The organism is Martelella radicis, from assembly GCF_014196625.1.
Taxonomy (GTDB): Bacteria; Pseudomonadota; Alphaproteobacteria; order Rhizobiales; family Rhizobiaceae; genus Martelella; species Martelella radicis.
Genome location: NZ_JACIDZ010000018.1, coordinates 45,224 through 69,822, shown reverse-complemented (window position 1 = coordinate 69,822; position 24,599 = coordinate 45,224). Strand labels below are relative to the sequence as shown.

The 24,599-nt window shown below is 62.6% G+C and carries 23 protein-coding genes and 1 tRNA gene; 10 read left to right on the top strand and 14 right to left on the bottom strand.

The window, feature by feature from the left end; translation table 11 throughout:
* Positions 1 to 155: 155 nt before the first annotated feature.
* Positions 156 to 1,598: a mannitol dehydrogenase family protein gene (locus GGR30_RS20680; protein ID WP_183490698.1), complete on the bottom strand. Its 1,443-nt coding sequence runs from the start codon at positions 1,596 to 1,598 to the stop codon at positions 156 to 158.
* Between the two features lie 187 nt (positions 1,599 to 1,785).
* On the opposite strand from GGR30_RS20680, the gene amyA reads away from it, so the two are divergent.
* On the top strand, positions 1,786 to 3,273 hold the full coding sequence (amyA, locus tag GGR30_RS20675; protein ID WP_183490696.1) for an alpha-amylase: 1,488 nt from the start codon (positions 1,786 to 1,788) through the stop codon (positions 3,271 to 3,273).
* A gap of 46 nt (positions 3,274 to 3,319) precedes the next feature.
* Here amyA and GGR30_RS20670 read toward each other — a convergent pair whose 3' ends face one another.
* Positions 3,320 to 3,862 carry a VOC family protein gene (locus tag GGR30_RS20670; RefSeq protein ID WP_183490694.1) on the bottom strand — a complete coding sequence of 181 codons (543 nt, stop codon included), beginning with the start codon at positions 3,860 to 3,862 and terminating at the stop codon, positions 3,320 to 3,322.
* A 102-nt stretch (positions 3,863 to 3,964) separates the two neighbouring features.
* On the opposite strand from GGR30_RS20670, the gene GGR30_RS20665 reads away from it, so the two are divergent.
* The gene (locus GGR30_RS20665) at positions 3,965 to 4,639 is read left to right on the top strand and encodes a TetR/AcrR family transcriptional regulator (protein WP_183490692.1); all 675 of its coding nucleotides are present in this window, start codon (positions 3,965 to 3,967) and stop codon (positions 4,637 to 4,639) included.
* On the opposite strand, the gene GGR30_RS20660 is transcribed toward GGR30_RS20665, so the two are convergent.
* The 4 genes from GGR30_RS20660 to GGR30_RS20645 all read right to left on the bottom strand — a co-directional run bounded on the left by GGR30_RS20660 (position 4,623) and on the right by GGR30_RS20645 (position 9,196).
* Positions 4,623 to 5,585 (bottom strand): esterase-like activity of phytase family protein, encoded by a 963-nt coding sequence (locus tag GGR30_RS20660; RefSeq protein WP_183490689.1) that lies wholly within the window; start codon positions 5,583 to 5,585, stop codon positions 4,623 to 4,625. The genes GGR30_RS20665 and GGR30_RS20660 overlap by 17 nt on opposite strands.
* Complete coding sequence (gene cobT, locus GGR30_RS20655) at positions 5,585 to 7,483, bottom strand: cobaltochelatase subunit CobT (RefSeq protein ID WP_183490688.1); 1,899 nt, start codon at positions 7,481 to 7,483, stop codon at positions 5,585 to 5,587. The genes GGR30_RS20660 and cobT overlap by 1 nt, the downstream gene beginning before the upstream one ends.
* A 10-nt stretch (positions 7,484 to 7,493) precedes the next feature.
* Positions 7,494 to 8,486 carry a cobaltochelatase subunit CobS gene (cobS, locus tag GGR30_RS20650; protein ID WP_183490686.1) on the bottom strand — a complete coding sequence of 331 codons (993 nt, stop codon included), beginning with the start codon at positions 8,484 to 8,486 and terminating at the stop codon, positions 7,494 to 7,496.
* 71 nt (positions 8,487 to 8,557) lie between these two features.
* Positions 8,558 to 9,196 carry a J domain-containing protein gene (locus GGR30_RS20645; RefSeq protein ID WP_024707804.1) on the bottom strand — a complete coding sequence of 213 codons (639 nt, stop codon included), beginning with the start codon at positions 9,194 to 9,196 and terminating at the stop codon, positions 8,558 to 8,560.
* Positions 9,197 to 9,315: 119 nt separating this feature from the next.
* Here GGR30_RS20645 and GGR30_RS20640 point away from each other — a divergent pair, with 119 nt between their 5' ends.
* Positions 9,316 to 9,597 (top strand): BolA family protein, encoded by a 282-nt coding sequence (locus GGR30_RS20640; RefSeq protein ID WP_138749941.1) that lies wholly within the window; start codon positions 9,316 to 9,318, stop codon positions 9,595 to 9,597.
* 257 nt (positions 9,598 to 9,854) lie between these two features.
* Here the strand turns inward: GGR30_RS20640 and GGR30_RS20635 are convergent, their stop codons facing one another.
* Genes GGR30_RS20635 through GGR30_RS20625 form a run of 3 tightly spaced genes read right to left on the bottom strand, consistent with a single transcriptional unit; the run spans position 9,855 to position 12,884 of the window.
* Positions 9,855 to 11,132, bottom strand: a complete 1,278-nt coding sequence (locus tag GGR30_RS20635; RefSeq protein ID WP_425488370.1) for an HlyC/CorC family transporter — start codon at positions 11,130 to 11,132, stop codon at positions 9,855 to 9,857.
* A gap of 38 nt (positions 11,133 to 11,170) precedes the next feature.
* Positions 11,171 to 12,301 carry a 3-dehydroquinate synthase gene (aroB, locus tag GGR30_RS20630; protein ID WP_183490684.1) on the bottom strand — a complete coding sequence of 377 codons (1,131 nt, stop codon included), beginning with the start codon at positions 12,299 to 12,301 and terminating at the stop codon, positions 11,171 to 11,173.
* Complete coding sequence (locus GGR30_RS20625) at positions 12,291 to 12,884, bottom strand: shikimate kinase (RefSeq protein WP_246414067.1); 594 nt, start codon at positions 12,882 to 12,884, stop codon at positions 12,291 to 12,293. The genes aroB and GGR30_RS20625 overlap by 11 nt, the downstream gene beginning before the upstream one ends.
* A 95-nt stretch (positions 12,885 to 12,979) precedes the next feature.
* Between GGR30_RS20625 and xerD the strand changes: the two genes are divergently transcribed.
* From xerD to GGR30_RS20605, 4 genes are all read left to right on the top strand, one after another.
* Complete coding sequence (gene xerD, locus GGR30_RS20620; protein WP_183490680.1) at positions 12,980 to 13,924, top strand: site-specific tyrosine recombinase XerD; 945 nt, start codon at positions 12,980 to 12,982, stop codon at positions 13,922 to 13,924.
* A gap of 75 nt (positions 13,925 to 13,999) precedes the next feature.
* Positions 14,000 to 14,956 carry an acetyl-CoA carboxylase carboxyltransferase subunit alpha gene (locus GGR30_RS20615; RefSeq protein ID WP_183490678.1) on the top strand — a complete coding sequence of 319 codons (957 nt, stop codon included), beginning with the start codon at positions 14,000 to 14,002 and terminating at the stop codon, positions 14,954 to 14,956.
* Positions 14,957 to 15,110: 154 nt separating this feature from the next.
* Positions 15,111 to 16,298, top strand: coding sequence for a L,D-transpeptidase family protein (locus tag GGR30_RS20610; protein WP_183490676.1), 1,188 nt, complete (start codon positions 15,111 to 15,113; stop codon positions 16,296 to 16,298).
* Positions 16,295 to 16,549: a sulfurtransferase TusA family protein gene (locus GGR30_RS20605; RefSeq protein ID WP_183490674.1), complete on the top strand. Its 255-nt coding sequence runs from the start codon at positions 16,295 to 16,297 to the stop codon at positions 16,547 to 16,549. The genes GGR30_RS20610 and GGR30_RS20605 overlap by 4 nt, the downstream gene beginning before the upstream one ends.
* On the opposite strand, the gene GGR30_RS20600 is transcribed toward GGR30_RS20605, so the two are convergent.
* A complete protein-coding gene (locus GGR30_RS20600; protein WP_183490672.1) occupies positions 16,539 to 17,627 on the bottom strand; it encodes a CobW family GTP-binding protein in 1,089 nt (362 codons plus the stop codon). The two genes, GGR30_RS20605 and GGR30_RS20600, sit on opposite strands and share 11 nt — an antisense overlap.
* A gap of 8 nt (positions 17,628 to 17,635) precedes the next feature.
* Positions 17,636 to 18,760 carry a serine hydrolase gene (locus GGR30_RS20595; RefSeq protein ID WP_183490670.1) on the bottom strand — a complete coding sequence of 375 codons (1,125 nt, stop codon included), beginning with the start codon at positions 18,758 to 18,760 and terminating at the stop codon, positions 17,636 to 17,638.
* A 137-nt stretch (positions 18,761 to 18,897) separates the two neighbouring features.
* Here GGR30_RS20595 and GGR30_RS20590 point away from each other — a divergent pair, with 137 nt between their 5' ends.
* The 3 genes from GGR30_RS20590 (at position 18,898) to GGR30_RS20580 (ending at position 21,600) form a co-directional block, all read left to right on the top strand.
* Positions 18,898 to 20,061 carry a M20 aminoacylase family protein gene (locus GGR30_RS20590; protein ID WP_183490668.1) on the top strand — a complete coding sequence of 388 codons (1,164 nt, stop codon included), beginning with the start codon at positions 18,898 to 18,900 and terminating at the stop codon, positions 20,059 to 20,061.
* A 69-nt stretch (positions 20,062 to 20,130) separates the two neighbouring features.
* Positions 20,131 to 20,207 (top strand) — tRNA-Arg (locus GGR30_RS20585).
* Positions 20,208 to 20,787: 580 nt separating this feature from the next.
* Positions 20,788 to 21,600 carry an iron-siderophore ABC transporter substrate-binding protein gene (locus GGR30_RS20580; RefSeq protein WP_343066529.1) on the top strand — a complete coding sequence of 271 codons (813 nt, stop codon included), beginning with the start codon at positions 20,788 to 20,790 and terminating at the stop codon, positions 21,598 to 21,600.
* Positions 21,601 to 21,627: 27 nt separating this feature from the next.
* Here the strand turns inward: GGR30_RS20580 and GGR30_RS20575 are convergent, their stop codons facing one another.
* Genes GGR30_RS20575 through GGR30_RS20565 form a run of 3 tightly spaced genes read right to left on the bottom strand, consistent with a single transcriptional unit; the run spans position 21,628 to position 24,426 of the window.
* A complete protein-coding gene (locus GGR30_RS20575) occupies positions 21,628 to 22,428 on the bottom strand; it encodes an ABC transporter ATP-binding protein (RefSeq protein ID WP_183490664.1) in 801 nt (266 codons plus the stop codon).
* Positions 22,421 to 23,434, bottom strand: coding sequence for an iron chelate uptake ABC transporter family permease subunit (locus GGR30_RS20570; protein WP_183490662.1), 1,014 nt, complete (start codon positions 23,432 to 23,434; stop codon positions 22,421 to 22,423). Before GGR30_RS20570 ends, GGR30_RS20575 begins: the two co-directional genes overlap by 8 nt.
* Positions 23,431 to 24,426 (bottom strand): iron chelate uptake ABC transporter family permease subunit, encoded by a 996-nt coding sequence (locus GGR30_RS20565; protein ID WP_183490660.1) that lies wholly within the window; start codon positions 24,424 to 24,426, stop codon positions 23,431 to 23,433. Before GGR30_RS20565 ends, GGR30_RS20570 begins: the two co-directional genes overlap by 4 nt.
* Positions 24,427 to 24,599 lie beyond the last annotated feature (173 nt).

Genomic DNA, 24,599 nt, shown 5'->3' with positions numbered 1-24,599 from the left:
TCTAACGACCAGGATGCCGGACGACCTTCCGCCCGCACACATCATACCACAAGCCGCTATACACAGGATGCCGGCTCAAGGCCGGCATGACGGAAGAAACGAGCGCTTGGGACGAGCGCTCACGATGCCAAGACGGGAAAATCTCCCGCCTGTAGTCAAGCCTTCAGCACGGCCTCAACGGCCTCGCGCGGTCCCTTTTCCACGATATAGCGGTAGGCGCCGGTTATCGCCGAGCGGAAGGCCGGTTCGCGGCGCAGGTCCTCTTCGAAAATCGATTCGTTGGCAAGAATGCGGTCGACAAGCTGGTCGCCGTCATAGGCCCTGGCTTCCGCGAGAAGCTCTTCGGAAAGCGGGTCCGTCAGCTTGCCGCCATTCTCCGCCGTCATCTTGATGAAACGGATCCAGCCGGCAACGGCGAGCGCCAGAAGCGGCCAGGGATGGTTGTTCTGGATATTGATCTCGATGCCGTGGAGAAGACGCTGCGGTAGTTTCTGGCTGGTGTCCCAGGCAATCTGCGAGGTTCGGTGCTTCAGCTTCGGATTGGCGAAGCGGTGGATCAGCGCGTCGGCATATTCCTCGAAGCTGACGCCGTCGATCTCCGGCAGCGTCGGGCGCTGCTCGTCCATCATGATCTGGCGCGCGGCCCTGCGGAAGACCTCGTCCTCCATGCAGGCGGAGACGGTTTCGAGACCGGAAAGGCTGCCCAGCATGGCCAGAAATGTATGCGCACCGTTCAGCATTCTGAGCTTCATCATCTCGAAGGGGCGGACGTCATCGGTCATCATCGCCCCGCCTTCCTCAAAGGGCGGGCGGTCTGTGGCGAAATCATCCTCGATCACCCACTGGCGGAAGGGCTCGCAGACAATGCCGTTCTCGTCATCCTTGCCGTCATTCAACGAACGCAGAACGCCGCGACCGTAATCGTCCAGCGCAGGGACCACGCGGTCGACCATGGTGGAGGGAAAGGAGACATTGGCGTCGATCCAGTCGGCCAGCTTTCCGTCGCGCTGGTGGGCGTAGGAGAGCACGGCGGCGCGGGCAAGCTTGCCATTGTCCGGCTGGTTGTCGCAGGACAGCACGGTCAGCCCGTCGCGGCCTGCTTTCCGGCGGCGGTTCAGGCCCTCGACGATGACGCCGATCGCTGTGCCGGGTTCTTCCGGGTTGGCGAGATCGGCGATGATGCCCTTGTTCTCGAGATCCAGATGGCCGTTCCTGACGCAATAGCCTTTCTCGGTAATGGTCAGGCTGATCACGGCCATGGGTTCGGACGCGATCAGGTCGAGAAGCGTATCGATGCCGTCGCGCTTGGGGTGACAGGTGCCGGTGACCACGCCGATCTTGCGCGCGGTCACCGTTTCGGCATCCATCTCGGCGATCAGATAGTTATGGCCGGCTTCGTCCAGCGCGGTCAATTCCTCCATGCCCGAATTCAGGCGCACGGCAACGACGCCGAAATCGCCGCCGGCCTTGTTCATGCCTTCCTGCAGGTAGACCATCGGATGGGCGCGGGCGAAACCGCCGAAGCCGATATGCAAGATGCGCGGACGAAGCTCGTCCTTGGCAAATTCCGGATTGGCGCGGATGATGGTCTCTTGCATGGGGGTCTTCCTTCTGGTCGCCGTCATGGGGAGGATATCGGCGCGGCGGGTGACAGCCGTCAAGTCTTGTTTGCACAATTCTCGGCCCGGCGCAAAGGGTGCAGCCGCCGCAAGCCCCCTGCGTGCGGGAACTATTGGCGAGCCTGGCCGTTTACGGGCGGGTCTCCTGAAAAAGGCGAGGATGAACATGGCCGGACGCGTGCTGCTTCAGTTTTTTCACTGGTATTATCCGGCGGGCGGGACGCTCTGGGACGAAGTGGCGGGAAAGGCGGAGGAACTCGCCGGCATGGGCATTACCGACATCTGGCTGCCGCCGGCCTCCAAGGGGGCTGCGGGCGGGTTTTCTGTCGGCTACGACACCTATGATCTCTTCGACCTTGGCGAATTTGACCAGAAGGGAACGGTTGCCACCAAATACGGCGACCGCGGAGCTCTTGAAAATGCCTGCCACACGCTTGCCGGCCACGGCATCGGCGCCATCCATGATGTGGTCTTCAATCACAAGCTCGGCGCGGACGAGAAGGAACGGGTGATGGTGCGCCGCGCCGACCCTGAGGATCGCACAGAGATCGAGGACGAGGCCTTCGAGGCGCTGGCCTATACCCGCTTCACCTTCCCGGGCCGCAACGGGGCCCATTCCGAATTTGTCTGGACGCACAAATGCTTCACCGGCGTCGACTATATCGAGGATCCGGACGAGACCGGCGTCTTCCGCCTGGTCAACGAATATGGCGAGGGCGAATGGAACGACGAGGTTGATCAGGAGCTCGGCAATTACGACTATCTGATCGGCGCCGACGTCGAGTTCCGCAACCGTGCCGTGGCGGAAGAGCTGAGATATTGGGGACGCTGGCTTTCGGAGCAGGTGCCGGTCGCCGGTTTCAGGCTGGATGCCGCAAAGCACATTCCGGCCTGGTTCTTCCGCGACTGGATCGCCCATATGCGCGAGACCGTGAAGGAGGACATGTTCGTCGTCGCCGAATACTGGCATCCGGAAATCGATGCGCTGAGGGCCTATCTCGACCTGGTTGACCGGCAATTGATGCTGTTCGATGTCGGCCTGCATCACCGTTTCCACGATGCCTCGGCTGCCGGCGGCGACTACGACATGCGCACCATCTTTGACGGCACGCTGGTTGCCGAGGTGCCGGACCATGCCGTCACGCTGGTCGAAAACCACGACACCCAGCCGCTGCAATCGCTCGAGGCTGCCGTCGAGCCCTGGTTCAAGCCGCTTGCCTATGCGCTGATCCTGATGCGCGAACAGGGCGTGCCGAGCGTCTTCTACGCCGATCTTTATGGCGCTCGGTATCGCGACAATGGCTCGGACGGAGCGGAATATGATATCGACATGCCGAGGATCGAATGCCTGCCGAAGCTGATCGAGGCGCGAAAGCGCTTTGCCAATGGCGCGGAGACGCTTTACTTCGACGATCCGAACTGTCTGGCGGTCGTGCGCGAGGGAACCGGCGAGGCCCCCGGATCCGTGACGGTGCTGACCAATGGCGAGGAGACGGCAAAGGACGTGGACCTCGGCGAAGCGCACGCCAATGCCACCTTCCGCGATTTCCTCGGTCACCGGGAAGACGCGGTTGAAACGGACGGGGAAGGCCGTGCAGCCTTTCCCGTCAATGCCGGCAGCGTCAGCGTCTGGGTGCGCGAGGACAGTCTTTGAGCATTAAGGCGCCGTGAGTCCATTCGGACGCACAAAGGACGCTGCGCTAGCCGCGCGGCAGTGTGCGGAAAGCCTTCCTTGCGGGCGAGCCGTCCCATTCGGGATGCTGCATTTCTGCGTCTTTCCAGGCACGCCTGCTGCGCAGATAGGCGCCAGGCGAGGCGATCTTCGGAATATGCGCAAGCTCCCAGTGGATGCCGTTGATCGGGTCGTCGAAGAAGACGCCGTAATAGCCCGGCGCATAGACCGGATATTCGGCGGGCGTCTCGGTGACGGGAACCGAATTCCAGACGAGAAATTCCCTGTGGAACCGGTCGACCTCGCGGCGGCTTTTCGCCCAGAGCGCGATGTGGTGGATGCCCGTTGCCCGCGCTTCATGATCGAGCTTGCCGCCGGTCTTTGCCGGCTGGATGCCGATATAGCTGTGGGGGAAGGGAAAGCGCGCCATGTAATAGGTCGAGCGATAGCCGATATCCATGGTCCAGAAGCTCTTGTAGCCGAGCCAGCCGAACATCTTGTCGTAGAAGGCGACCGAGTTTTCGTAGTCGATCACCGAGAATTCCACATGATTGACACCGCGCCAGCGCATCGGTCATCTCCTTTTTCTCGTTTCTGCGGTGGAAGGCCCGCTGAATAATGGTTACTGTGTCTATTAGACCAGTGGTCTAATTGCGTCAATGGAAGTATGGAAATGGCATCGAGCAAAACCGGGAAGCCGATGGCGGAGGGAAAATCAGCGTTGGAGCGGCTGAAGACGCTGGCGCCTGAACGCCGCGAGAAACTGCTTGCGGCAGCGACGGCGGACTTTGCCGAACGCGGGTTCTCCGGCGCTTCGCTGAATGCCATCCTGAAGGCCTCGGAGATGAGCAAGGGGCAGGCCTACTACTACATCCACGACAAGGCCGACCTCTATTGCGCAGTCATTGACCGCGCGCTCGCCCGTCTTTCCGGTCGGCTCGATTTCGCGCGCGTCGTTGAGGCCGGGGATCGGGCCGGGTTCTGGAACGCGCTCAACGCTGCCTTCGAGCAATTGGGCGCGCTTCTCATCGCCGAGCACGAAACGGCAGCGCTCGGGCGAACCATCTATGAGGGTCAGGAGACTGAAAGGGCTCTGGAAGTGCCGCTCGGACGCCTCAGGACGGGCGCCGCCATCCTTGTCGCGCACGGCCAGAGGCTTGGCGCCATCCGCACCGACATGCCGCAGGGACTGATCATCGACATGGTTTTCGCTGCCGCCCGCGCTCTGGACCGCTGGTTTGCGGAAAACTGGGACGATCTTGCTCCGGAAGAAGCGCAGCGGATCAATGTTCAGGGCCTTGCCATGCTTCAGGCCATGGTCGCGCCGGACGTCAGTCGACCAGCCTGAACTCCAGCATCAGCGTGTTCTGCAGCGGCGAATTGTTGTCGTCGGAGACGAGGATGACATGGAGGGAGCCGTCATCGGCGCGGATGACGTCCATGCCTTCCATATTGTCGATCCGGTGCGTGCCGCCATAGGCCTGCATGATCACCGGTCCGTCAACCACCGCACCGGGATGGATGGCGCTGCCGGGCAGGCGGCGGATGCGCATGGCCACGCCGGAAAGCAGTGAAAAGCGCCGCTCCAGCACCAGCAGGTCGCCACCCGGCAGAAAGGCCGCGTCGGTGACGTCATAGCCCTCGCGCTTGACGACCTTGAAGATGCCCTTCTGCGGCCCGCGAATGACGGCGGCGAAGAGATTGCCGTTCTTGTCGATGCTCTTTTCCGCGATCGCCACCATGCGGCCGGCATCGTCAGCCGCAAGCGCCTCGAAACTGCCATTGCGCCTGAGCTCATAGGTCGGGATCAGGAAATCCGGCCCCGCGGACGCATTCGCCCGGTCATGTCCGGAAAGCGGATAGACATCGATGCGATGCCGGCCTTCAAAGCCCACATAGATGCGGTCGCCGGCGATCACCAGGCTCTCGGCATCCATGCCGCTCTTGCCCGCATGCACGCCTCTCGCATTCTTCATCGGCGTGACGGTGACACCTTGAAGACCGGAAAGCCGGCCGGACGCATCGCGCGTCACCCGTCCGTCGACCCATTCACCGGTATCGGCAACGGCGATGAAGCGCTGGCCGTCTGGCAGGAAGCGAATGGCGGAAAGGGACTGGAAATCGGGATCGGGCGAGGTGAGTGTCAGCCCGCCGATGAATTCGAGGCGGCCGAAACGATCCGTGTCCTTTTCAGGCGCGAATGTCTCGATCGGGATGGCATCAACCGGGATGACGGCAGCGGCAGCCGGCGTCGCGACCAACGCCAGCGCCAGAAAAACAGAGGCGGCTTTCATCAGCGACGTTTTCTGCCCCTGGAGATGCCGGCGGCCTGTTCCTCGAACAGCCCGGCAAGCTGGTCGGTCATGGCGCCGGCCAGTTCGTCGGCGTCGACGATGGTGACGGCCCGGCGATAGTAACGCGTCACGTCATGGCCGATGCCGATCGCGAGCAGTTCGACCGGAGAGCGGGTCTCGATATGCTCGATCACTGCGCGCAGATGCTTTTCCAGGAAATTGCCGGGATTGACGGAAAGCGTGGAATCATCGACCGGCGCGCCGTCGGAGATCATCATCAGGATGCGGCGCTGTTCGGGCCGCGCCATCAGCCGGTCATGCGCCCAGATCAGCGCCTCGCCGTCGATGTTTTCCTTGAGCAGGCCCTCGCGCATCATCAGGCCGAGATTGGCGCGCGAGCGGCGCCAGGGGGTGTCGGCGGATTTGTAGATGATGTGGCGCAGGTCGTTGAGCCGACCCGGGGTCGTCGGTTTGCCTTCCTCAAGCCATTTCTCGCGGCTCTGCCCGCCCTTCCAGGCCTTGGTGGTGAAGCCGAGGATTTCCACCTTCACGCCGCAGCGTTCCAGCGTGCGCGCGAGAATATCGCCGCAGGTGGCGGCAACCGTGATCGGGCGACCGCGCATCGAGCCGGAATTGTCGATCAGCAGCGAGACCACCGTGTCGCGGAACTGGGTGTCGCGCTCCATCTTGAAGGAGAGCGGCTGCATCGGATCGATGACCATGCGCGGCAGGCGGGCGGTATCGAGATAGCCTTCCTCGAGATCGAAATCCCAGGAGCGGTTCTGCTTGGCCATCAGCCGGCGCTGCATGCGGTTGGCGAGCCTTCCGACCGCGCCCTGAAGATGGGCAAGCTGCTTGTCGAGATAGCCGCGCAGGCGCTGCAGCTCTTCCTGGTCGCACAGCTCCTCGGCCCGGATCTCCTCATCGAATTCCTCGGTGAAGACCTTGTAGTCGACCTTCTCGTTCAGGTCGTCAAAGGGCGTGTTCGGGCGCTTCGTCTCGCCGGCGACCTCGCTGTCGGGGTCGGCATCCTCATCAAGCTCGGTATCGGCCACTTCCGCGCCGTCGAGTTCGCCCTGGTCCATCTCCTCGTCGCTGTCGTCGCTTTCATCGGCGGGAGCAGAATCATTGCCGGCATCCTCGTCGAACTGCTCGTCATTCTGGCGTTCGGAACGGGGCTGCTCCTCGTCGGAGATGTTTTCCTCCTCGTTCTCGCTTTCCATGTCCTCGTCCGAATAATCGTCGGCAAGTTCCATGGAGGAGAGAATGGAGCGGATCGTGCGGGCGAAGGCGTGCTGGTCATCAATGTTCTCGGCCAGCCGGTCGAGGTCGACGGAGGCCTTCTGCTCGATGAAGTCGCGCCAGAAATCGAGAACCTGACCGGCCGATTCCGGCGGCTTCTCGCCGGAAAGCTTTTCGCGCACCAGCATGGCGACGGCCTCGGAAACGGGCGCGTCTTCCTTGCGGTCAATCGCGGCGAAATTGGCCTTGTCGTATTTTTCCGCATGCATGGCGGCGAGGTTGCGCGCCATGCCCGGCATGCGCTTGGCCCCGATGGAATCGACGCGGGCCTGTTCGACCGCGTCGAAGATCGCCTGGGCATCGCTGCCGCTCGGCGCCATCTGCGCATGCGTCACCGGATTGTGGCAGGCCATGCGAAGCGCCATGGAATCACCGAGGCCACGCACCACCGCAAGCTCGCTTGCCGTCGGGCGCTTGGAGAATTCCGGCAGACGGATCTGGCTGCCGCTCATGCCCGGCCGATCGCGCGAGAAGACGACCTCCGCCTCCTTGTCGCCGGAGACGGCGCGCACGCAGCCGGACACGGCGCGGTGCAGCGGTTCCAGGTCCACGGGCGCGTGCGGATTGGTCTTTCTGTTGTCGCCGGGGCCGGCCATGGCTTGATCCTCAGGCGCTGATGACGACGTTGGCGGCGCTTTCCTTCAGTTCCTCGCCGAAGGCGCGCTGATACTGTTCGGCCACCAGCGTGCGCTCGAGCTCGTCGCACTTGTTGAGGAAGGTGACGCGGAAGGCAAAGCCGACATCGCCGAAGATTTCCGCGTTCTCGGCCCAGTTGATCACGGTGCGCGGGCTCATGACGGTGGAGAGGTCGCCATTGACGAAGGCCGAGCGGGTGAGATCGGCGACGCGTACCATGTTGGAGATGGTTTCGCGGCCTTCCTCGGTCTTGGCAAAGCTCTTGACCTTGGCGAGGATGATCGCGACTTCCTGCTCATGCGGCAGGTAGTTGAGCGTGGTCACCAGCGACCAGCGGTCCATCTGCGCCTGGTTGATCTGCTGCGTGCCGTGGTAAAGCCCGGTCGTGTCGCCGAGGCCGACCGTGTTGGCGGTGGCAAACAGGCGGAAGGCCGGGTGGGGGCTGATGACGCGGCTCTGGTCGAGAAGCGTCAGGCGGCCGGAACTTTCCAGCACGCGCTGGATCACGAACATCACGTCCGGACGCCCGGCGTCATATTCGTCGAAGACGAGCGCGACATTGTGCTGATAGGCCCAGGGCAGGATGCCGTCCTTGAACTCGGTGACCTGCAGGCCGTCGCGCACGACGATCGCGTCCTTGCCGACAAGGTCGATACGGCTGACATGGCTGTCGAGATTGACGCGCACGCACGGCCATTTGAGGCGCGCGGCGACCTGCTCGATATGGGTGGATTTGCCGGTGCCGTGGTAGCCGGAGACCATCACGCGGCGGTTATGGGCAAAGCCTGCGAGAATGGCGAGCGTTGTATCGCGATCGAACAGATAGTCGGGGTCGATATCCGGCACGTAGGGGTCGTCGGTCGAATAGGCGGGAACCTGAAGGTCGACATCGATACCAAAGGTTTCGCGAACCGAAACCGTCGTATCCGGTGCGTTGGAATAGTCCAGTTCAATCTTGCTCATCATGTCTCCAGCGCGGCCTTTTCAAAAAGCGCCGCTCAAACGTCTGCGCTGCTCTTTCGGTCAAAAACGGTCTAGCAGAAGCCGGACTGCTTTAACAATTGGTATGCCTGCACTACGGCACGAAAAGTTTCCTCGGAGCCCCGGTCGCCGCCATTGGCGTCGGGATGGTGCTTCTTGACCAGAGCCTTGTACTGTTTCTTGATGTCGTCGGGCGTTGCCTCTGCCGTCAGGCCCAGCGTGTCGAAGGCTTTGGATTCCAGCGTCTTCAACTTGCGCTGGTGGCGCGGCCGCCTGGGCGCGCCCTCCTTGCCGTCATCGACAAAGCCGAAGGGATCGCGCATGCGCGAAAATGACGCGGTGTTGCCGGCCTTTTTCGAGCCGTTGAGCGGCGTCTTGCGGGCCGCGCCGTTGACGCCGACGGTCCAGGTGGGACGATGGCCGGTCAGCGCTTCCTTCTGGTAGCGGGCGATCTCGCCGTCGGACAGGCCGTCGAAGTAATTGTAGCCCTTGTTGTAGGCCTTCACATGCTCGAAGCAGAACATGAAGAACTGCCCCTCGGCGTTGCGGCCGACGGGTGCGCGGTGTTTTGCGGGCTTGTTGCAGCCGTCCCATTGGCAGACGGCGGCAGCGGCTTCAGACTCGGCCTTGGCCGATGCCGGGCGTTTGCGCTTGGTGCGCAGACGATCGAAATATTTGGAGTCAAGATTCATGGCGCTCGATTATGACCTTGTGATCCCGCCACAACAAGAATTGACAACGGGATTTCTTACTGGCTTCCTGAACCGTTAACGCGTGAGAACGCGAAGCAGGGACAAATCAGGAGCAGACAGTGTCGTCAACCGCCGAAATCGAAAACAGGCTGAAAAGCCTCTTCAACCCCGAACGGCTGGTGCTGATGGATGAAAGTGCCCAGCATGCCGGGCACTATGATGAGCCGGACGCCCCCGAAATCACCCATTTAAGGATTCGGATCGTCTCCGACAAGTTTCAGGGGATGAATCGTCTTGCACGTCATCGTGCCGTCAATGAGGCGCTCGCCGGTGAAATCGAAAACGGATTGCATGCACTCGCCATCGAGGCGGCCGCGCCGGGCGAGAAGACGCGTTGGTGATGGTAGGGCAGCCGGCGCCCTGTTTTTATTGACAAAGCCTGCTCCACTTTCTTCCGTCATGCTCGGGCTTGTCCCGAGCATCTAACCACGTCTCGCCACGATAGGCGTGTCAAATTGGACGGGATAGTCGGCTGCACGGCGGCGACGCCATCCATATGGACAGGTGGATAGATCCTCGGGACAAGCCCGAGGATGACGTCGCCCGAGGGGATAGACTTCACCACCAGTAGCCGGAGGCGGTCGTATCGTTTTCCGCCTCACTCCGCCGGCGGCGTTGCCGCGGCTGCCCCGCCGAGCGGGCGGATTCTGAGCTTGGTGATGCGGTTCTTCTCGCGCTTCATCACGATGAAGCGCTTGCCGTAGAAGGTAAACGACTGGCGCTCTTCCGGGATCGTTTGGCTTTCATGGATGACGAGGCCGGCAATTGTGGTCGCTTCCTCGTCCGGCAGCGTCCAGTCGAGCGCGCGGTTGAGGTCGCGGATCGGGACCGTGCCGTCGACGACGATCGAGCCGTCAGCCTCCTGCTGCACGCCGGAGATTTCCAGATCGTGCTCGTCGGAAATGTCGCCGACGATTTCCTCCAGAATGTCTTCCAGCGTGACGATGCCCTGCACCTCGCCATATTCGTCGACGACGACGGCGATATGCACCTTGCGGCGCAGGAAGGCGTTGAGCTGGTCCTTGAGGTTGGTGCTGTCGGGCACGAACCAGGGCTTCTGCGCCACCTTGACGATGTCGATCGTCGACGGGGCGGCATGCGGTTCGGCGAGCGCGCGCGACAGGTCCTTGGAATGCACCACGCCGATGATGTTGTCGATCGAGCCGCGCCAGACGGGAAGGCGGGTATAGGGGCTTTCCAGCACGCTCTTCACCGCCGCTTCGGGCGGATCGTCGGCATTGACGGCGCGCATGGCCGTGCGGTGGATCATCACGTCGGAGACCTCGAGTTCGCCGAGGTCAAGCACGCCGCCGAGCCGGTCGCGGTCGGCCTTGATCACCGAGCCCTCGCGATGGAGCAGGTCGACGGCGCCGCGGATCTCATCATGGGCGGTCAGCATTTCGCTGCCCTTGGTCAGCGTCACGCCGAAGAGGCCCAGTATGAAGCGCACGATCATATTGACGAGGCTTGAGAGCGGGCCAATGACGAAAAACAGCACGCGCACCAGCGGCGCGACGGCAAGCGCAAAGCGGTCGGTCGCAGAAATCGCCCAGCTCTTCGGCAGAACTTCCGCGAAGACCACCAAAAGTGCGGTCATGATCAGCGTCGCATAGGCCACGCCATTGGCGCCGAAAATGCTCAGGAACAGCGTCGTCGTCAGTGACGAGGCGAGGATGTTGACCAGGTTATTTCCGATCAGAAGCGCGCCGATCAGGCGGTCGCGGCGGTTGATCATCACATTGACGAAGCCGGCGCGTTTGTCGCCCTGCTGTTCCAGCGTGTGCATGCGGGCGCGGGAGACGGCCGTCAGCGCCGTTTCCGAGCCCGAGAAGAATGCCGAAACGACGATCAGGCCCACGATCGTGGCCATCAGCATCCAGTGTTCGGCGAAGAAGTGCGATAGATCGCTCAGCGTCATTGCGATTGTTTTTCCGTCAGGAAAGCCAGCACCTCAGACGGCGGCACGTCATCGGCGATGAAGGCCTCGCCGATGCCGCGCGTCAGAATGAAGGTCAGCTTCCCGCCCTTTACCTTTTTGTCCTGCCCGATTGCATCCATCAATATATCGGGCGGCGGCAGGTCGCCGTCAATATCACCGAGCGTGGTTGGCAAGCCTGCGTCCTTCAGATGCGCGGCCACCCGCTTGGCATCGTCGGGGCTCGCAAGGTTCATGCGCGCGGAAAACTCGTGCGCCAACACCATGCCGATCGCAACGCCCTCGCCGTGAACGAGGCGGGCACCGTCATAGCTGGTCGCGCGCTCCAGAGCATGGCCGAAAGTGTGGCCGAGGTTCAAAAGCGCGCGCACGCCGTTCTCGTGCTCGTCGGCGGCAACGACGGCGGCTTTCGCCGCACAGGACCGCGCGATCGCCTCCGCCCGCTCCGCGCCGCCGGAAAACACGGCCTTGCGGTTCTTCTCCAGCCAGTGGAAGAAATCGGGCTGGTCGATCAGGCCGTATTTCACCACCTCGGCGTAACCGGCGGCGAATTCGCGCGGGGTAAGCGTGTCGAGCGTGTCGGTATCGGCGAGCACCAGATGCGGCTGGTGAAAGGCGCCGACGAGGTTCTTGCCCTGACGGGTGTTGATCCCGGTCTTGCCGCCGACGGAGGAATCCACCTGGGCGAGCAGCGAGGTCGGCACCTGGATGAAGTTCACGCCCCGGCGCACGATCGCTGCCGCAAAGCCCGCCAGATCGCCGATCACGCCGCCGCCGAGCGCGATCACCGCATCGGAGCGCTCGATACGGGCATCGAGAATGAAATCGACCGCGGTATGAAGGTTTTCGAAGCTCTTGGTCTTCTCGCCCGCCGCCAGTGTCAGCGAAAAGGTCTCGATGCCGTCGGTCTGCAGGCTTTCGGTCAGCGTGTCGAGATAGCGCGGCGCGACATGGGTGTCGGTGATGATCGCCGCCTTGCGGCAGTCAAGCCGGGCCAGCGTCTCGCCGCCGGCGCTTTGCAGCAGGCCGGATCCGATCAGGATATCATAGGAACGATTGCCGAGATCGACGCGGACGATGCGTTTGTCGGCTGTCTCTCTACTCTTCACGCGTCTTTCCTCCGTCAAGGGCCGCAAGGGCCTTCAGCACGTCGCGCATCACCGTTTCCTTGCGGACATTGCGCGACAATACGGTCACATCCGCCTCAGCATAGACCGGATAGCGCTTGTCCATCAGGTCCTTGAGCGTCTGTTTCGGGTTCTCGGTCTTCAGAAGCGGCCGCGTCTGGCGACGGCGCACCCTGTCCCAAAGCGTGTCGAGATCGGCCTTCAGCCACATGGAAAGGCCAGAACGGGCGATCAGTTCTCGATTGACCGGATTGACGAACGCGCCGCCGCCGGTCGAGACGATAGCCGGCCCCTCCGCCAGGATGCGTTCGATCACCCGCGTTTCCAGCGCACGGAATTCCGGCTCGCCATATTGCGCGAAAAGGTCGGAAATCGTCATGCGCGCGGCGGTCTCGATCTCCTGGTCGGTATCGACATAGGGCAGGTCGAGCGCGTTGGCGACGAGCTTGCCTATGGCGCTCTTGCCGGCGCCCATCAGGCCGACGAGGATCAGGTTGCGGCCGGAAAGCCCGGCAAGCGCCTTTTGCCTCAGCCCCGGTTTGCCGGTATCTTGCTTTGCGTTCATACTGCGCCCATTCTTTGTCAGCCACGTATCGGCAAATGCTTTAAGGGCGTCAAGCCGGGCTATGCAGAATTCGGGTTTCAACGCGGATAACACCATTGGATCTTTCGGGCGCCCATATTGAAGCCTTTATCGAAATGCTGAGCGCCGAGCGCGGCGCGGCCAACAACACGCTTGCCGCCTATCAGCGCGATCTCGACGATTTTCGCGACTTCCTCATCGATCTCGGCATTGCCGCCGATGCTGCCTCGAGCGCCGACATCACTGCCTATCTCTCGGCCCTTGGCAAACGCGGCTTTGCCGCCAGTTCCCAGTCGCGCAGGCTTTCGGCGCTCCGCCAGTTCTACCAGTTTCTCTATGGCGAAGGTCTGCGCGAGGACGACCCGACCGGCGTGATCGACGCGCCGAAGAAGGCGCAGCCCCTGCCAAAGACGCTTTCGGTTACCGATGTCGACAGGCTTCTGGAACAGGCGCAGCGCGAGGCCCGCGAACCGGGGCCGGGCCAGTTCGAGCGCATGCGCATGGCCGCGCTTCTGGAAACGCTCTATGCCAGCGGCATGCGGGTCTCCGAACTGGTGACGCTGCCGGTCGGCGCGCTGAAGCCCAACCAGCGTTTCCTGACCATTCGCGGCAAGGGAAACAAGGAACGCGCGGTGCCGCTTTCGGTGCGCGCCCACGCGGCGCTGATGGCCTTTGATGCCGAGCGCAAGGCGCGCGCGGACGAGACGGGCGATGACAATCCCCATCTTTTCGTTTCGAGGAGCGCGAGCGGTCACCTGCCGCGTCAGGTCTTTGCCCGCGACCTTAAGGGACTTGCGGCAAGGGCCGGTCTGAAGACCACGACAATCTCGCCGCATGTGCTGCGCCACGCCTTTGCCAGCCATCTCCTGCAGAACGGCGCCGACCTGCGCGCGGTGCAGGAAATGCTTGGTCACTCCGACATTTCGACAACGCAGATTTACACCCATGTGCTGGAAGAACGGTTGCGAGAACTGGTGGAAATGCATCACCCCCTTGCAAAACATGCTAAAAAACGGGAATAAGCGGCACTAAATTGAAAGAGGAAGCCTTCAGGGCTACTGCCCGGGCGCGTCAGTTAACCCACGGAAAGTTCGAAAATGTACAGCTATCTCGATTTCGAAAGGCCTATTTCCGATCTGGAAGCCAAGATTATCGAGTTGAAGAAACTTGCCTCCGAAGGCGAGGAAAGCATCGACACCTCCGAGGAGATCGCGCGTCTGGAGACCCGCGTCAGCGAGGCGATGAACGATATCTACGCCAAACTGTCGCCCTGGCAGAAGGCGCAGGTTGCCCGCCACCCTCAGCGCCCGCATTTCGTCGATTACGCCAAGCGCCTGTTCACCGATTTCACCACGCTGGCCGGTGACCGAAATTTCGGCGAGGACGCTGCCATCCAGGCCGGCCTCGCGCGCTTTCGCGGCCGCCCCGTCGCCGTCATCGGCGAGGAGAAGGGCCACGACACCAAGAGCCGGCTGAAGCACAATTTCGGCATGCCGCGCCCCGAGGGCTATCGCAAGGCGATCCGGCTGATGGAACTTGCCGACCGGTTCAACCTTCCGGTGATCTCCGTGGTCGATACCCAGGGCGCCTATCCGGGCGTCGGCGCGGAGGAGCGCGGCCAGGCCGAGGCGATCGCCCGTTCGACGCAGATGTGTCTGAGGATCGGCGTTCCGATGGTGACGCTCGTCATCGGCGAGGGCATGTCCGGCGGCGCGATCGCCATTGCGGCGGCAAACCGCGTCTACATGCTGGAACATGCGATCTATTCGGTGATTTCGCCCGAGGGAGCCGCCTCGATCCTGTGGCGCGATTCCGCCCGCGCCAAGGAAGCGGCGACAAACATGAAGATCACCGCCCACGACCTGAAGGAATTCGGCGTGGTCGACGAGATCGTTGCCGAGCCGGTCGGCGGCGCGCACCGCAATGCCGAACATGTGATCGATGCCTCCGGTGACCAGATCGCCGAGGGGCTTGCCCAGTTCGACGGCATGTCGGCCGACGAGGTCCGCAACGAGCGGCGGCAGAAATTCCTCGCGATCGGGCGCAATCTCTAGAACCCGGTAATGCCGGAAAGGTGAGGGGATGCCCGCTTGCGCGGTTCCGGGGAAACGGTTAACGCTTTCTTGAAGTTTGGCTGTGCATTATGATCATTGATTGCGCAACGGCCGAGACGTTGCGTTTTGAGGCAAAATCCGGCAGGTTCCATCCATGCGTTTGAATGTCCTGGCCCCCATGGTTTTCGCCACACTGGCGCTGACGGGCTGCAACAGCTTTTTTGATAGTACCGACTTCTCCACCGTGCAGGAGAAGATGAACTACTCGTTGCCGTCTTCCATGGTCGCCAAGATGCGCGCCCAGGACATGGACAAGCTCGCGCCGATCACCATCCGGATCTTCAAGGAAGAGGGCATCCTCGAGATCTGGAAGCAGAAGCGCGACGGCACCTATGGCGAACTCGAGACCTACGAGATCTGCGCCTGGTCCGGCAAGCTCGGCCCGAAGAAGAAGGAAGGCGACCGCCAGGCGCCGGAGGGCTTCTATCCGCTGTCCAAGGGACTGCTGAACCCCTATTCGCAGTATTTCCTCGCCATCAATACCGGTTATCCGAACCGCTATGACCGCGCCAACAGGCTGACCGGCTCCGACCTGATGATCCACGGCGCCTGCTCCTCGCGCGGCTGCTATTCGATGACCGACGAGCAGATTCTCGAGATCTTCGCCTTTGCCCGCGACGCCTTTTCCGGCGGCCAGCAGGCCATCATGCTGCAGGCCTATCCCTTCCGCATGACCGCTGAGAACATGGTGCGCCACCGCTATAACGAGAATTATCCCTTCTGGCAGATGCTGAAGGAAGGCTATGATTATTTCGAGGTCACCAAACAGGTGCCCGATGTCGATGTCTGCGGCGGCAAATACGTCTTCAACAAGGATCCGGCACAGGGCGGGGCGCTTGCCTCTGACCAGTCCTGCCCGGCGCTTGCCTCCAATATTCCCTCGCAATACATGATGGCGCTCGCCGATTACCGGACCGACTATCAGGACGCCTTCGAAAAGGCGCTGGCGAAGAATGACGACAAGGTCTGGCTCGATCCGAGCGAGGCTGAGCGCAAGGCGCTTGTCGCCGATCTGCGCAAGGATCCGACCGATCCGCTCTACCAGCCGACGGGCTCTTCGCTCGAGGCCGGGCGCTACGTCACGATCGAACAGTATCGCCTGACGAAATACGGCCCGCTGGAAACGCCGGAGGTCGACACCGCGACCCAGACGGCCGCCATTCCGGATATCCCCGCCGACATGCCGGCGGTCTCCGATGTGCCGATCCCGCAGAGAAGCCCGATGGCCGCCTATGCCGAGGAACCGCCGAAGAAGGACAAGCCCTTCTGGAAGTTCTGGTGACGCAGGACGGGCAGGCGAGCGATCACTACGATCTTCGCGGGCTGAAATGCCCGCTGCCTGCGCTGAAGACGGAAAAGCGCCTGGCACAGCTTCCGCCCGGAACGGTTCTGACAATCGAGACCAGCGATCCGCTGGCGGTGATCGATATTCCGCATCTGTGCAACGAGAAAGGCCATCGTCTGCTCGCGTCAGAAAAGACCGAGCCCGGCCACCGTTTCGTGATTGCGCGCGGGGAAGACCCTAATACTTGAAGCCGAAGGCCGAGAGCGGATTGTCGTCGAGCGCTGCCCGGTCGGGCCGGTCGATGCCAGGGCGGTCGAGATAGGTTTCGAACAGGTCCCGCACCACGGCTTCCGCGAGGTCGCTGGTGATCACGACAAGACGCGTTGCCGGCTCTCCCTCCCATGCCTCAAGCCGGGTTGCGGGATAGACCGTGTCGCGCACGCCGTGGACCACGAGCGGCCGGTCATCGCCGGCAAGCGCCACCACGCCCTTCAGCCGCAGCAGCTTTTCGCCGTGTTCGGCGGCAAGCCGGTGCTGGAAAGCCTCGATGATCGCAGGCGACGCCAGCCGGCCGGCTGTGAGCGCGAAGGCGCGGATATGGGCGTCATGGCGATTGACGTCGTGGTGGTGATGATGATGGCCGCCGGCATCTTGTTCCGCAGTGAGCCATTCGCCGACGGACGCGGTCTTGCGGGCGGCATCGAAAAGCCCGGTGACGAGCAGCGCCGGTGTGGAAGCTGCCGGATCGGAGACATCGATGATCTCGGCCAGCGGGTTCAGCCCCTTGAGCCTCACCAGCAGTTCATCGCGCGCTTCAGGCGTTGCCAGGTCTGTCTTGGTGATGACCAGCCGGTCGGCGACGGCTGCCTGGCGCGCGGCCTCCTCATGGCGGGAAAGCGTCTCCACACCGGTCAGGGCATCGACCAGGGTCACCACGCCGTCGATACGGAAAGAAGCGGCGATCGCCGGATGGGCCATGATGGCGAGCAGCACCGGCACTGGGTCCGCAAGGCCCGTGGTCTCGATGATCACCCGGCTCACCGGCTTCACCTTCTCCGTCTGGATCCGGTCGAGAAGATCGGCCAGCGTGTCGATCAGTTCGCCGCGCACGGTGCAGCACAGGCATCCGTTGGAAAGCTCGATGATCGAATCGCCGGACGACTGCACGAGAAGATGGTCGATGCCGACCTCGCCGAACTCGTTGATGATGACGGCGGCATCATTGAGCGCCGGGTCCTTCAGCAGGCGGTTCAGCAGCGTGGACTTGCCGGCGCCGAGAAAGCCGGTGACGATCGAGACGGGTATGGGGGCAGGCGGATTATACATGGATGCGGCTACTGGACGGGACGGGCATAGGGCAGGGGTACGGAGGTGAGGTTGTCGAGGGACGACGCGGCCATTTCCGTATCATTGGGAAGGCGATAGGCGTCGACCGTCGGATAGTCCTTCTCAAGCGGCTTCAGATAGGGCGAGGAAAACATCAGATTGCCGTCATCGTCGCGCAGCACCACGCGGTTCTCGGCCGCTTCGGCGCTGCAGATCTGGCTGGTGACATCGGCGACCGGACGATCGGGGGCGGCCGGCGGAAGATAGCTGTCAAGCCGCGGCCCGTCGCGGTCGCTTGTCGTCAGTCCGGTCTCCAGCAGCTCGGCGGCCTTCTCGGCTCGGGCAGGCACGCTCGGCGCGCCGAAGGCGACGGCGACCACCTCGCGGCCGTTGCGCTTTGCGAACGAGACCTGGTTATAGCCGGAGGCGCAGACGAAGCCGGTCTTCATGCCGATCGCCCCGTCGAAATTGCCGATCAGGAGATTGGTGTTGCGGTATTTGCCGCTGTCGCTGGCAATGCCCGGAATGGTGAAATAATAGAGATATTCCGGAAATGTCTTCTCGATGGCGATGGCGAGCACCGCCATGTCGCGCGCGGTCGTGTACTGGCCGGGCTGAGGGTTGCTCATCGAGTTCATGCCGTTGGCGTTGACGAAATGCGTATCTGTCATGCCAAGCGTCCTTGCTGTTTCGTTCATCCGCTTGACGAAGGCCTCGCGCCCGCCGATCGCATGTTCGGCAACGGCGCGCGCGGCGTCATTGGCCGAATGCACCAGCATCATCTTCAGCGCGGTGTCGACGGTCACCCGCGTGCCCGGCGCGAAGTACATCTTCGAGGCGGGTTCGTTTGCCGCGGCGGCGGAGAAGGTGATGGCGGCCTGCGGATCGAGCCGGCCGGCCTTCATGTCCTCGAACACCAGATAGGCCGTCATCAGCTTTGCAAGCGAAGCCGGATACCAGCGCTTGAACGGCTCTTCCGCAGCCAGTACGCGGTTCGTATTCGCGTCAACGACGATATAGGGACTGGCGAGCGCCGGGCTTGCCGCCGCCGCAAGGACGAGAGCCAACGCGACCAGCCACGAGGCCATCAGGGCTTTGAACTGGCTATGTGCGGGTCTTGTCGTCTGCAACACGAAACTGTCTCCACTTGCCTGATGCGCGGTATCGATATACGCCTTGAAGGATGAAATCCTTGTGTGCGGTCCTGTGCGGTCCCACATGTATTACCGTCTTTTACAACGAATTTTAGAAAATTGCAGGGGTATGCTTAATGCCGGTGTTGAACAGTGCCGCCCAGATCCAGGACGAGGCCACGACATGGCGGCGGTTTCTTCATCAGCATCCCGAACTCCTCTATGATGTCGAAAATACGGCCGCCTTCGTCGCTGCGCAATTGCGATCCTTCGGCGTTGACGAGGTCGTCGAGGGGATTGGCCGGACGGGCGTCGTCGGCGTCATCTGCGGCAACCGCGAAGGCGGGCGCACGATCGGGCTCAGGGCCGATATGGACGCGCTGCCGATCGGCGAGAGGAGCGGCAAGGAATGGGCGTCCAAAGTCGACGGCAAGATGCATGCCTGCGGCCATGACGGCCATATGGCGATGCTTCTCGGCGCCGCCCGGCTTCTTGCCGACACCCGCAACTTCGCCGGTCGCGTGGCGCTGATCTTCCAGCCGGCCGAAGAGGGCGGCGGTGGCGGCAAGGCGATGATCGATGACGGTCTGATGGAACGCTTCGATATCGCGGAAGTCTACGGCATGCATAATTTCCCGGGCATTCCTGTCGGGCATTTCGCGATCCGGCCGGGCCCGATCATGGCGGCAACGGACGAATTCCGGATCGTCGTCAGGGGCGACGGCGGCCATGCGGCCCAGCCGCAGAAATCGGTCGATCCGATCATGATCGGCAGTCAGATCGTCAGCGCCTGCCAGACAATCGTCTCGCGCAATGCCGACCCGGTGAGCCCGCTGGTCGTCTCGATCACCGAGTTTCACGCAGGCTTTGCCCATAACGTCATTCCCGACGAGGCCGAGCTCGGCGGAACGGTGCGGTCCTTCTCGCCGGAAAATCGCGACCTAGCCGAGCGACGGATCAAGGCTATCGCGGAGATGACGGCCCTTTCTCATGGCGGCGTCGCGTCGGTGACCTACACACGCAACTATCCGCCGACCGTCAATCACCCGGAGGAGACGGGGCATGCGATCGCGGCGGCAAGCAGCATTGCGGGAGAGGCCGCAGTCGACACGGATTTCGCGCCCTGGACGGCGGCGGAGGATTTTTCCTACATGCTCGAATCCCGTCCGGGCGCCTTCATCCTGATGGGCAACGGCGATAGCGCGGAGCTGCACAACGCCGAGTATGACTTCAACGATGCGGCGTTGCCCTACGGCATCTCCTATTGGGTCCGCCTTGCCGAGACGCGTCTGGGCGGCTGAATGTCGCCACGCCTTTCATGCAATTCAGGGCTTTTCATCGGGCCTTCGCTTTTGTATTGAGAGGCGAGTGGTCCCGTAGCTCAGCAGGATAGAGCATCAGATTCCTAATCTGAGGGTCACGCGTTCGAATCGCGTCGGGATCACCAAAGATATCAATCAGATAGTTTGCCTAGCGCTCCTGCAGGGTCTTGAGGGCGTTGCCAAAGGTCTGCTTTCCCTGTGTTGACGGCGTTTCCACGGACGATTCGACGCTCCGTGACATGTCGTGTTTTCTTGGGGGGGCGATTGTGGCGCGTGGTGATCTGGATATCTTGAGGTTTTGCGCGAAGGCGAAGGCGGCCCCGCGAAAATGAACGTGCGGAACGGTATCCTCCGAGGGGAGACATGGCTCGGCCCGAACCGCCTGGTTCTCACTTGGCCGACGACAGTCTTCCACACAGCAAAGCCCCTTCGGCCAGTGTTTCATCGTATGCTTGTCGGGCCTGCGCTTGATCTTCGAAACCCGCTCCCGCGCATGTGCATGCGGGGCATCGACCATTGACAAAATTGACTATTATAGTCAGGAAATATGTCTTGTTCTCAATGTCCCGGGTTCTCTCTATGCCTTTCAAGCTTCTTGCCGCCGCGTTCTTTTTCCTTTCTCTTGCTTCAGTCGGGTTCGTTCGGGCCGACGAAACGATCGAACATGCGATGGGAACGGCAGAGGTTCCTCCCGCGCCCCGGCGCGTGGTCACATTGACCAATGAAACCACCGAAGCCGCCCTTGCCATTGGCGTGACGCCGGTTGGGGCGACGCGCTCCTGGTACGGCGATCCATGGTACCCGCACCTTGGCGGCAGGCTTTCCGACACGGCCGATCTGGGCACGGAATTGGCTGTGAATGTGGAACTGGTCGCCGCGCTTGAGCCCGATCTGATCATCGGCAGCCGCAAGCGGGATGAGGAGATCTACGACCAGCTCTCGGCCATTGCGCCGACGGTCTTCGTGGAAGGCCTGGGAGCCTGGAAGGACAATCTCGTCTTCGTGGCGCGCGCGCTCAATCGGCAGACGGAAGGCGAGGCCGCGCTCGCTTCCTATGACACGCGCGTGGATGCACTGCGCGGCGGACTTGGAGAACATGCCGGCGAGCGCGTTTCCGTGGTTCGTTTCGTGCCGGGCCAGACCTACCTCTATCTGAAAGGGAGCTTTCTGGGGCATGTGCTTGATGATGCCGGCTTCACCCGCCCGGCACAGCAGCAGGGCGACGGACTTGCTATCGCGGTCGGGCGGGAAAGCATCCCTGATATGGATGGTGACCGGATATTCTGGCTGACCTATGACAGAGGCGACGGCAAGGGCAAGGAGGCGGCTGCCGCGTTCCTTTCCGACCCTTTGTGGGCACGGCTGCCGGCAGTCCAGGACGGACGGGTGAGCGAAGTGGACGACGGCGTCTGGGCGACGGCGGGCGGTTGGTTTGCCGCGCAGGCCATGCTGGATGACCTTGCCGAGATCTACGGCGTGACGTTGCCGCCGGTATCAGGCGAAGGGCGCAAGCCCTAGCATTTGCAGCGCCGAAGCCGCCGGGTGCTATCTTGCCGCTCCGCGTCGGGTGAAGGGCACGATCACGGGTATCTCCTCGCCCGGCAGTGCCAGGATGCGGCAGTTGATGCTGAAAACGCGACTGATCATGTCTTCTGTCAGCACCTCGCCAGTCTGCCCCTCCGCAGCGATCTTGCCGTCATTGAACAATACTACATGATCGGCATAGTGCAGGGCGTGGTTGAGGTCGTGCAGGACGATGACAAAACTGCGCTTCTCCCGCCGGTTCAGCATCCGCAGGAGGTCAAGTATCTCCAGCGCATGCGCGATATCGAGATGATTGGTCGGCTCATCGAGGAATATGCGGGGTGCGTCCTGCGCAAGCGTCATCGCGATCCACGCCCGTTGCAGCTGTCCGCCCGATAGCTGGCCAAGACTGCGCGCGCGCAGGTCAGTCATGCCCGTTGTCTGCAGAGCACGGTCGATGGCGCTTTCGTCTTCGGCGGATGGGGCGGAAAAGCGGCTGCGCCGGGCGTAGCGGCCAAGCATGACGAGGTCTTCGACGCTCATGTCCGGCGGGGCTTCGGGCGATTGGCTGAGCATGGCGATTGCGCGCGCAAGCTCCCGCGATGTCCAGCGCGAAAGCGGGCGTCCTGCAATGCTGACGTCGCCGGATTGCGGCATATGGAGCGCACGCAGGACCTTCAGCGCCGTGGATTTGCCGCTGCCATTCGGCCCGCAAAAGGCGATGATCTTTTCTTCGGGCAAAGTGAGGTTGATGTCGTCAAGAGCACTGAACCCGTCATAGCTGGCCGAGAGCGCGGAAAGGGTTGCGAGCGTGTCAGCCATTGCGGACTTGCCTCCGTAAGATGAGTGAGAGGAAGAGCGGCGCCCCGATCAGCGCGGTCACGGCGCCCGCCGGAAGTTCCAGCGGGCTTGCGATGGTTCGGGCAAGCGTGTCGGCGGCAAGCACCAGAATGCCGCCGATGAGTGCGGTGCTGAAGAGATATCCCGGCCGGAACTGTCCGTTGAACAGCCGTGCCGCATGCGGCGCAATCAGCCCCACGAACCCGATTGCCCCGACCTGCGCGATCGCAAGTGCGGTCAGCACCACCGAGAGAACCAGAAGCCCGATCCGGTTGCCGCTGACCTGCAATCCCGTCGTCATCGCCGTCTGCTGATCGAGCACGATCTGTCGCAATGGCAGGCGCATGAAAACAAGGAGGGGGACGCTCAGCGCGAGCCCGGCCGCCACGACGCCGACATCCATCCAGTGCGCGGCACCGACCGATCCGGTGATCCACTGCAAGGCCTGGCTCGCACGGTAGACAGGACCGACGATCATCATCAGCGTGACGCAGGCCTTGGCGAGAGCGGCAAGGGCAATGCCATAGAGAATGAGACGGATCGGATCGCTGCGACCCCGGTCGGCCATGGTCAGAAGGCCGACAAGAAGCGCAAAGGCAAAGGCGCCGATGACGGCGGCCAACGGCTGCCAATGGATTGATACCGTCAGCACATTGGCTTGATCGGAGAAAAGCCACAGAAAGGTGACCACGCCCAGCGCCGCGCCATCGGTGATGCCGAGGATCGAAGGGGCGGCCATCGGGTTGCGCAACGCCCTTTGCAGGATCGCGCCGGACAGGCCGAGCGCCATGCCGGCAAGCGTGGCCAGCGCGACGCGGGGCAGGCGGAGTGTCCACACGATGATCTCATCAGTCCGGCTGCCATGGCCGAGAAGCGCCGCCGCGACCCGCGAGGGACCGATGAAGCTCGAGCCGAGCCCCGTTGCGATAACCAGGCCGCCGGCGAGGATCAGGATGAGAATGGTGATACGCAGCGGAACCGTCCTCACACGTTGACCCCGCGCATACGCTTCGCTCTCAGCAGATGAATGAGGAAGGGCACGCCGACAAAGGCCAGCACCGCGCCGATGGGGGCCTCGCCGGGCGCCACGATCAGCCGCGCCAGAATATCGGCAAGAACGGCAATGATGGCGCCGGTCAGCATGGCCAGCAGCGCCAGGGCCAGGAAACCCGGCCGCATCGGCATCAAACGGCGGGTGATATGCGGGGCGATCAGGCCAAGAAAGGCGACTGGACCGGACATGGCGACGGCCCCGGCGGAAAGCAGGGCCGAAAGCGTCAGCGCCGAAAGGCGCGTGCGCGCCACATCGACGCCGATGCCGCTGGCGCTTTGATCGTCGAGTTGCAGCGCGTCGATGGACGTCGCAAGAGCGGCGGCGCCGATGAAAGCGATGAACAGCGCGCCGAGTCCGATCCACAAGAGCGCCAGGGGCCGGTCGGCAAAGCCACCGGAAAGCCAGAACAGCAGGGTTTCGAGCGCGGTTTCGTCGATGAGCAGGAAAAGCTGGGTGAGCGAGGCAAGCATCGCCGTGACCGTGACCCCGACAAGAAGGATCCCTGTCGGTCCGGCGGCTGGGCCGAGCGCGCCCGAAAGCCCGAACACCAGTGCCGCCGCCGCCAGCGCCCCGGCAATGGCCAGCAGCCCGATCCCGGCAATCGAAACGACGCCCAGAAGCACGAGGCCACAGGCAACCGCGAAGGCCGCCCCCGCATTGACGCCGAGCAGGCCGGGTTCGGCCAGGGGATTGCGGGTGACGGCCTGCATGAACAGGCCAGACAGGGAAAGCGCGGCCCCGGTCAGGATGGCATTGAGCGTGCGCGGCAGCCGCAATGTTCGGATAATGATTTCAGACGAGCCGTCTGCGCCGCCGAAGAGCGCCTGCCACACCGTGGCCGGCCCATAGATGTGGACGCCGAGATGCAGGCTGGCGGTCACGGCTATCAGCAATGTCAGCAGGAGCAGCAGCAAGGTGCGTATCACGACTCTTCATCCTTTCGGGAGACGATTTGACATTGCGGAGTGTAACGGTCAACTTTAAAGCAAAATATGAGATTAGTAGTCAACTTGAGGAAACTGATGCCGTCCTTGTCCAAACTCGCCGCGTTCGCGGCTCTCGCGATAGGGCTTTGCTCTACGCCTCTTTCCGCGCGCGA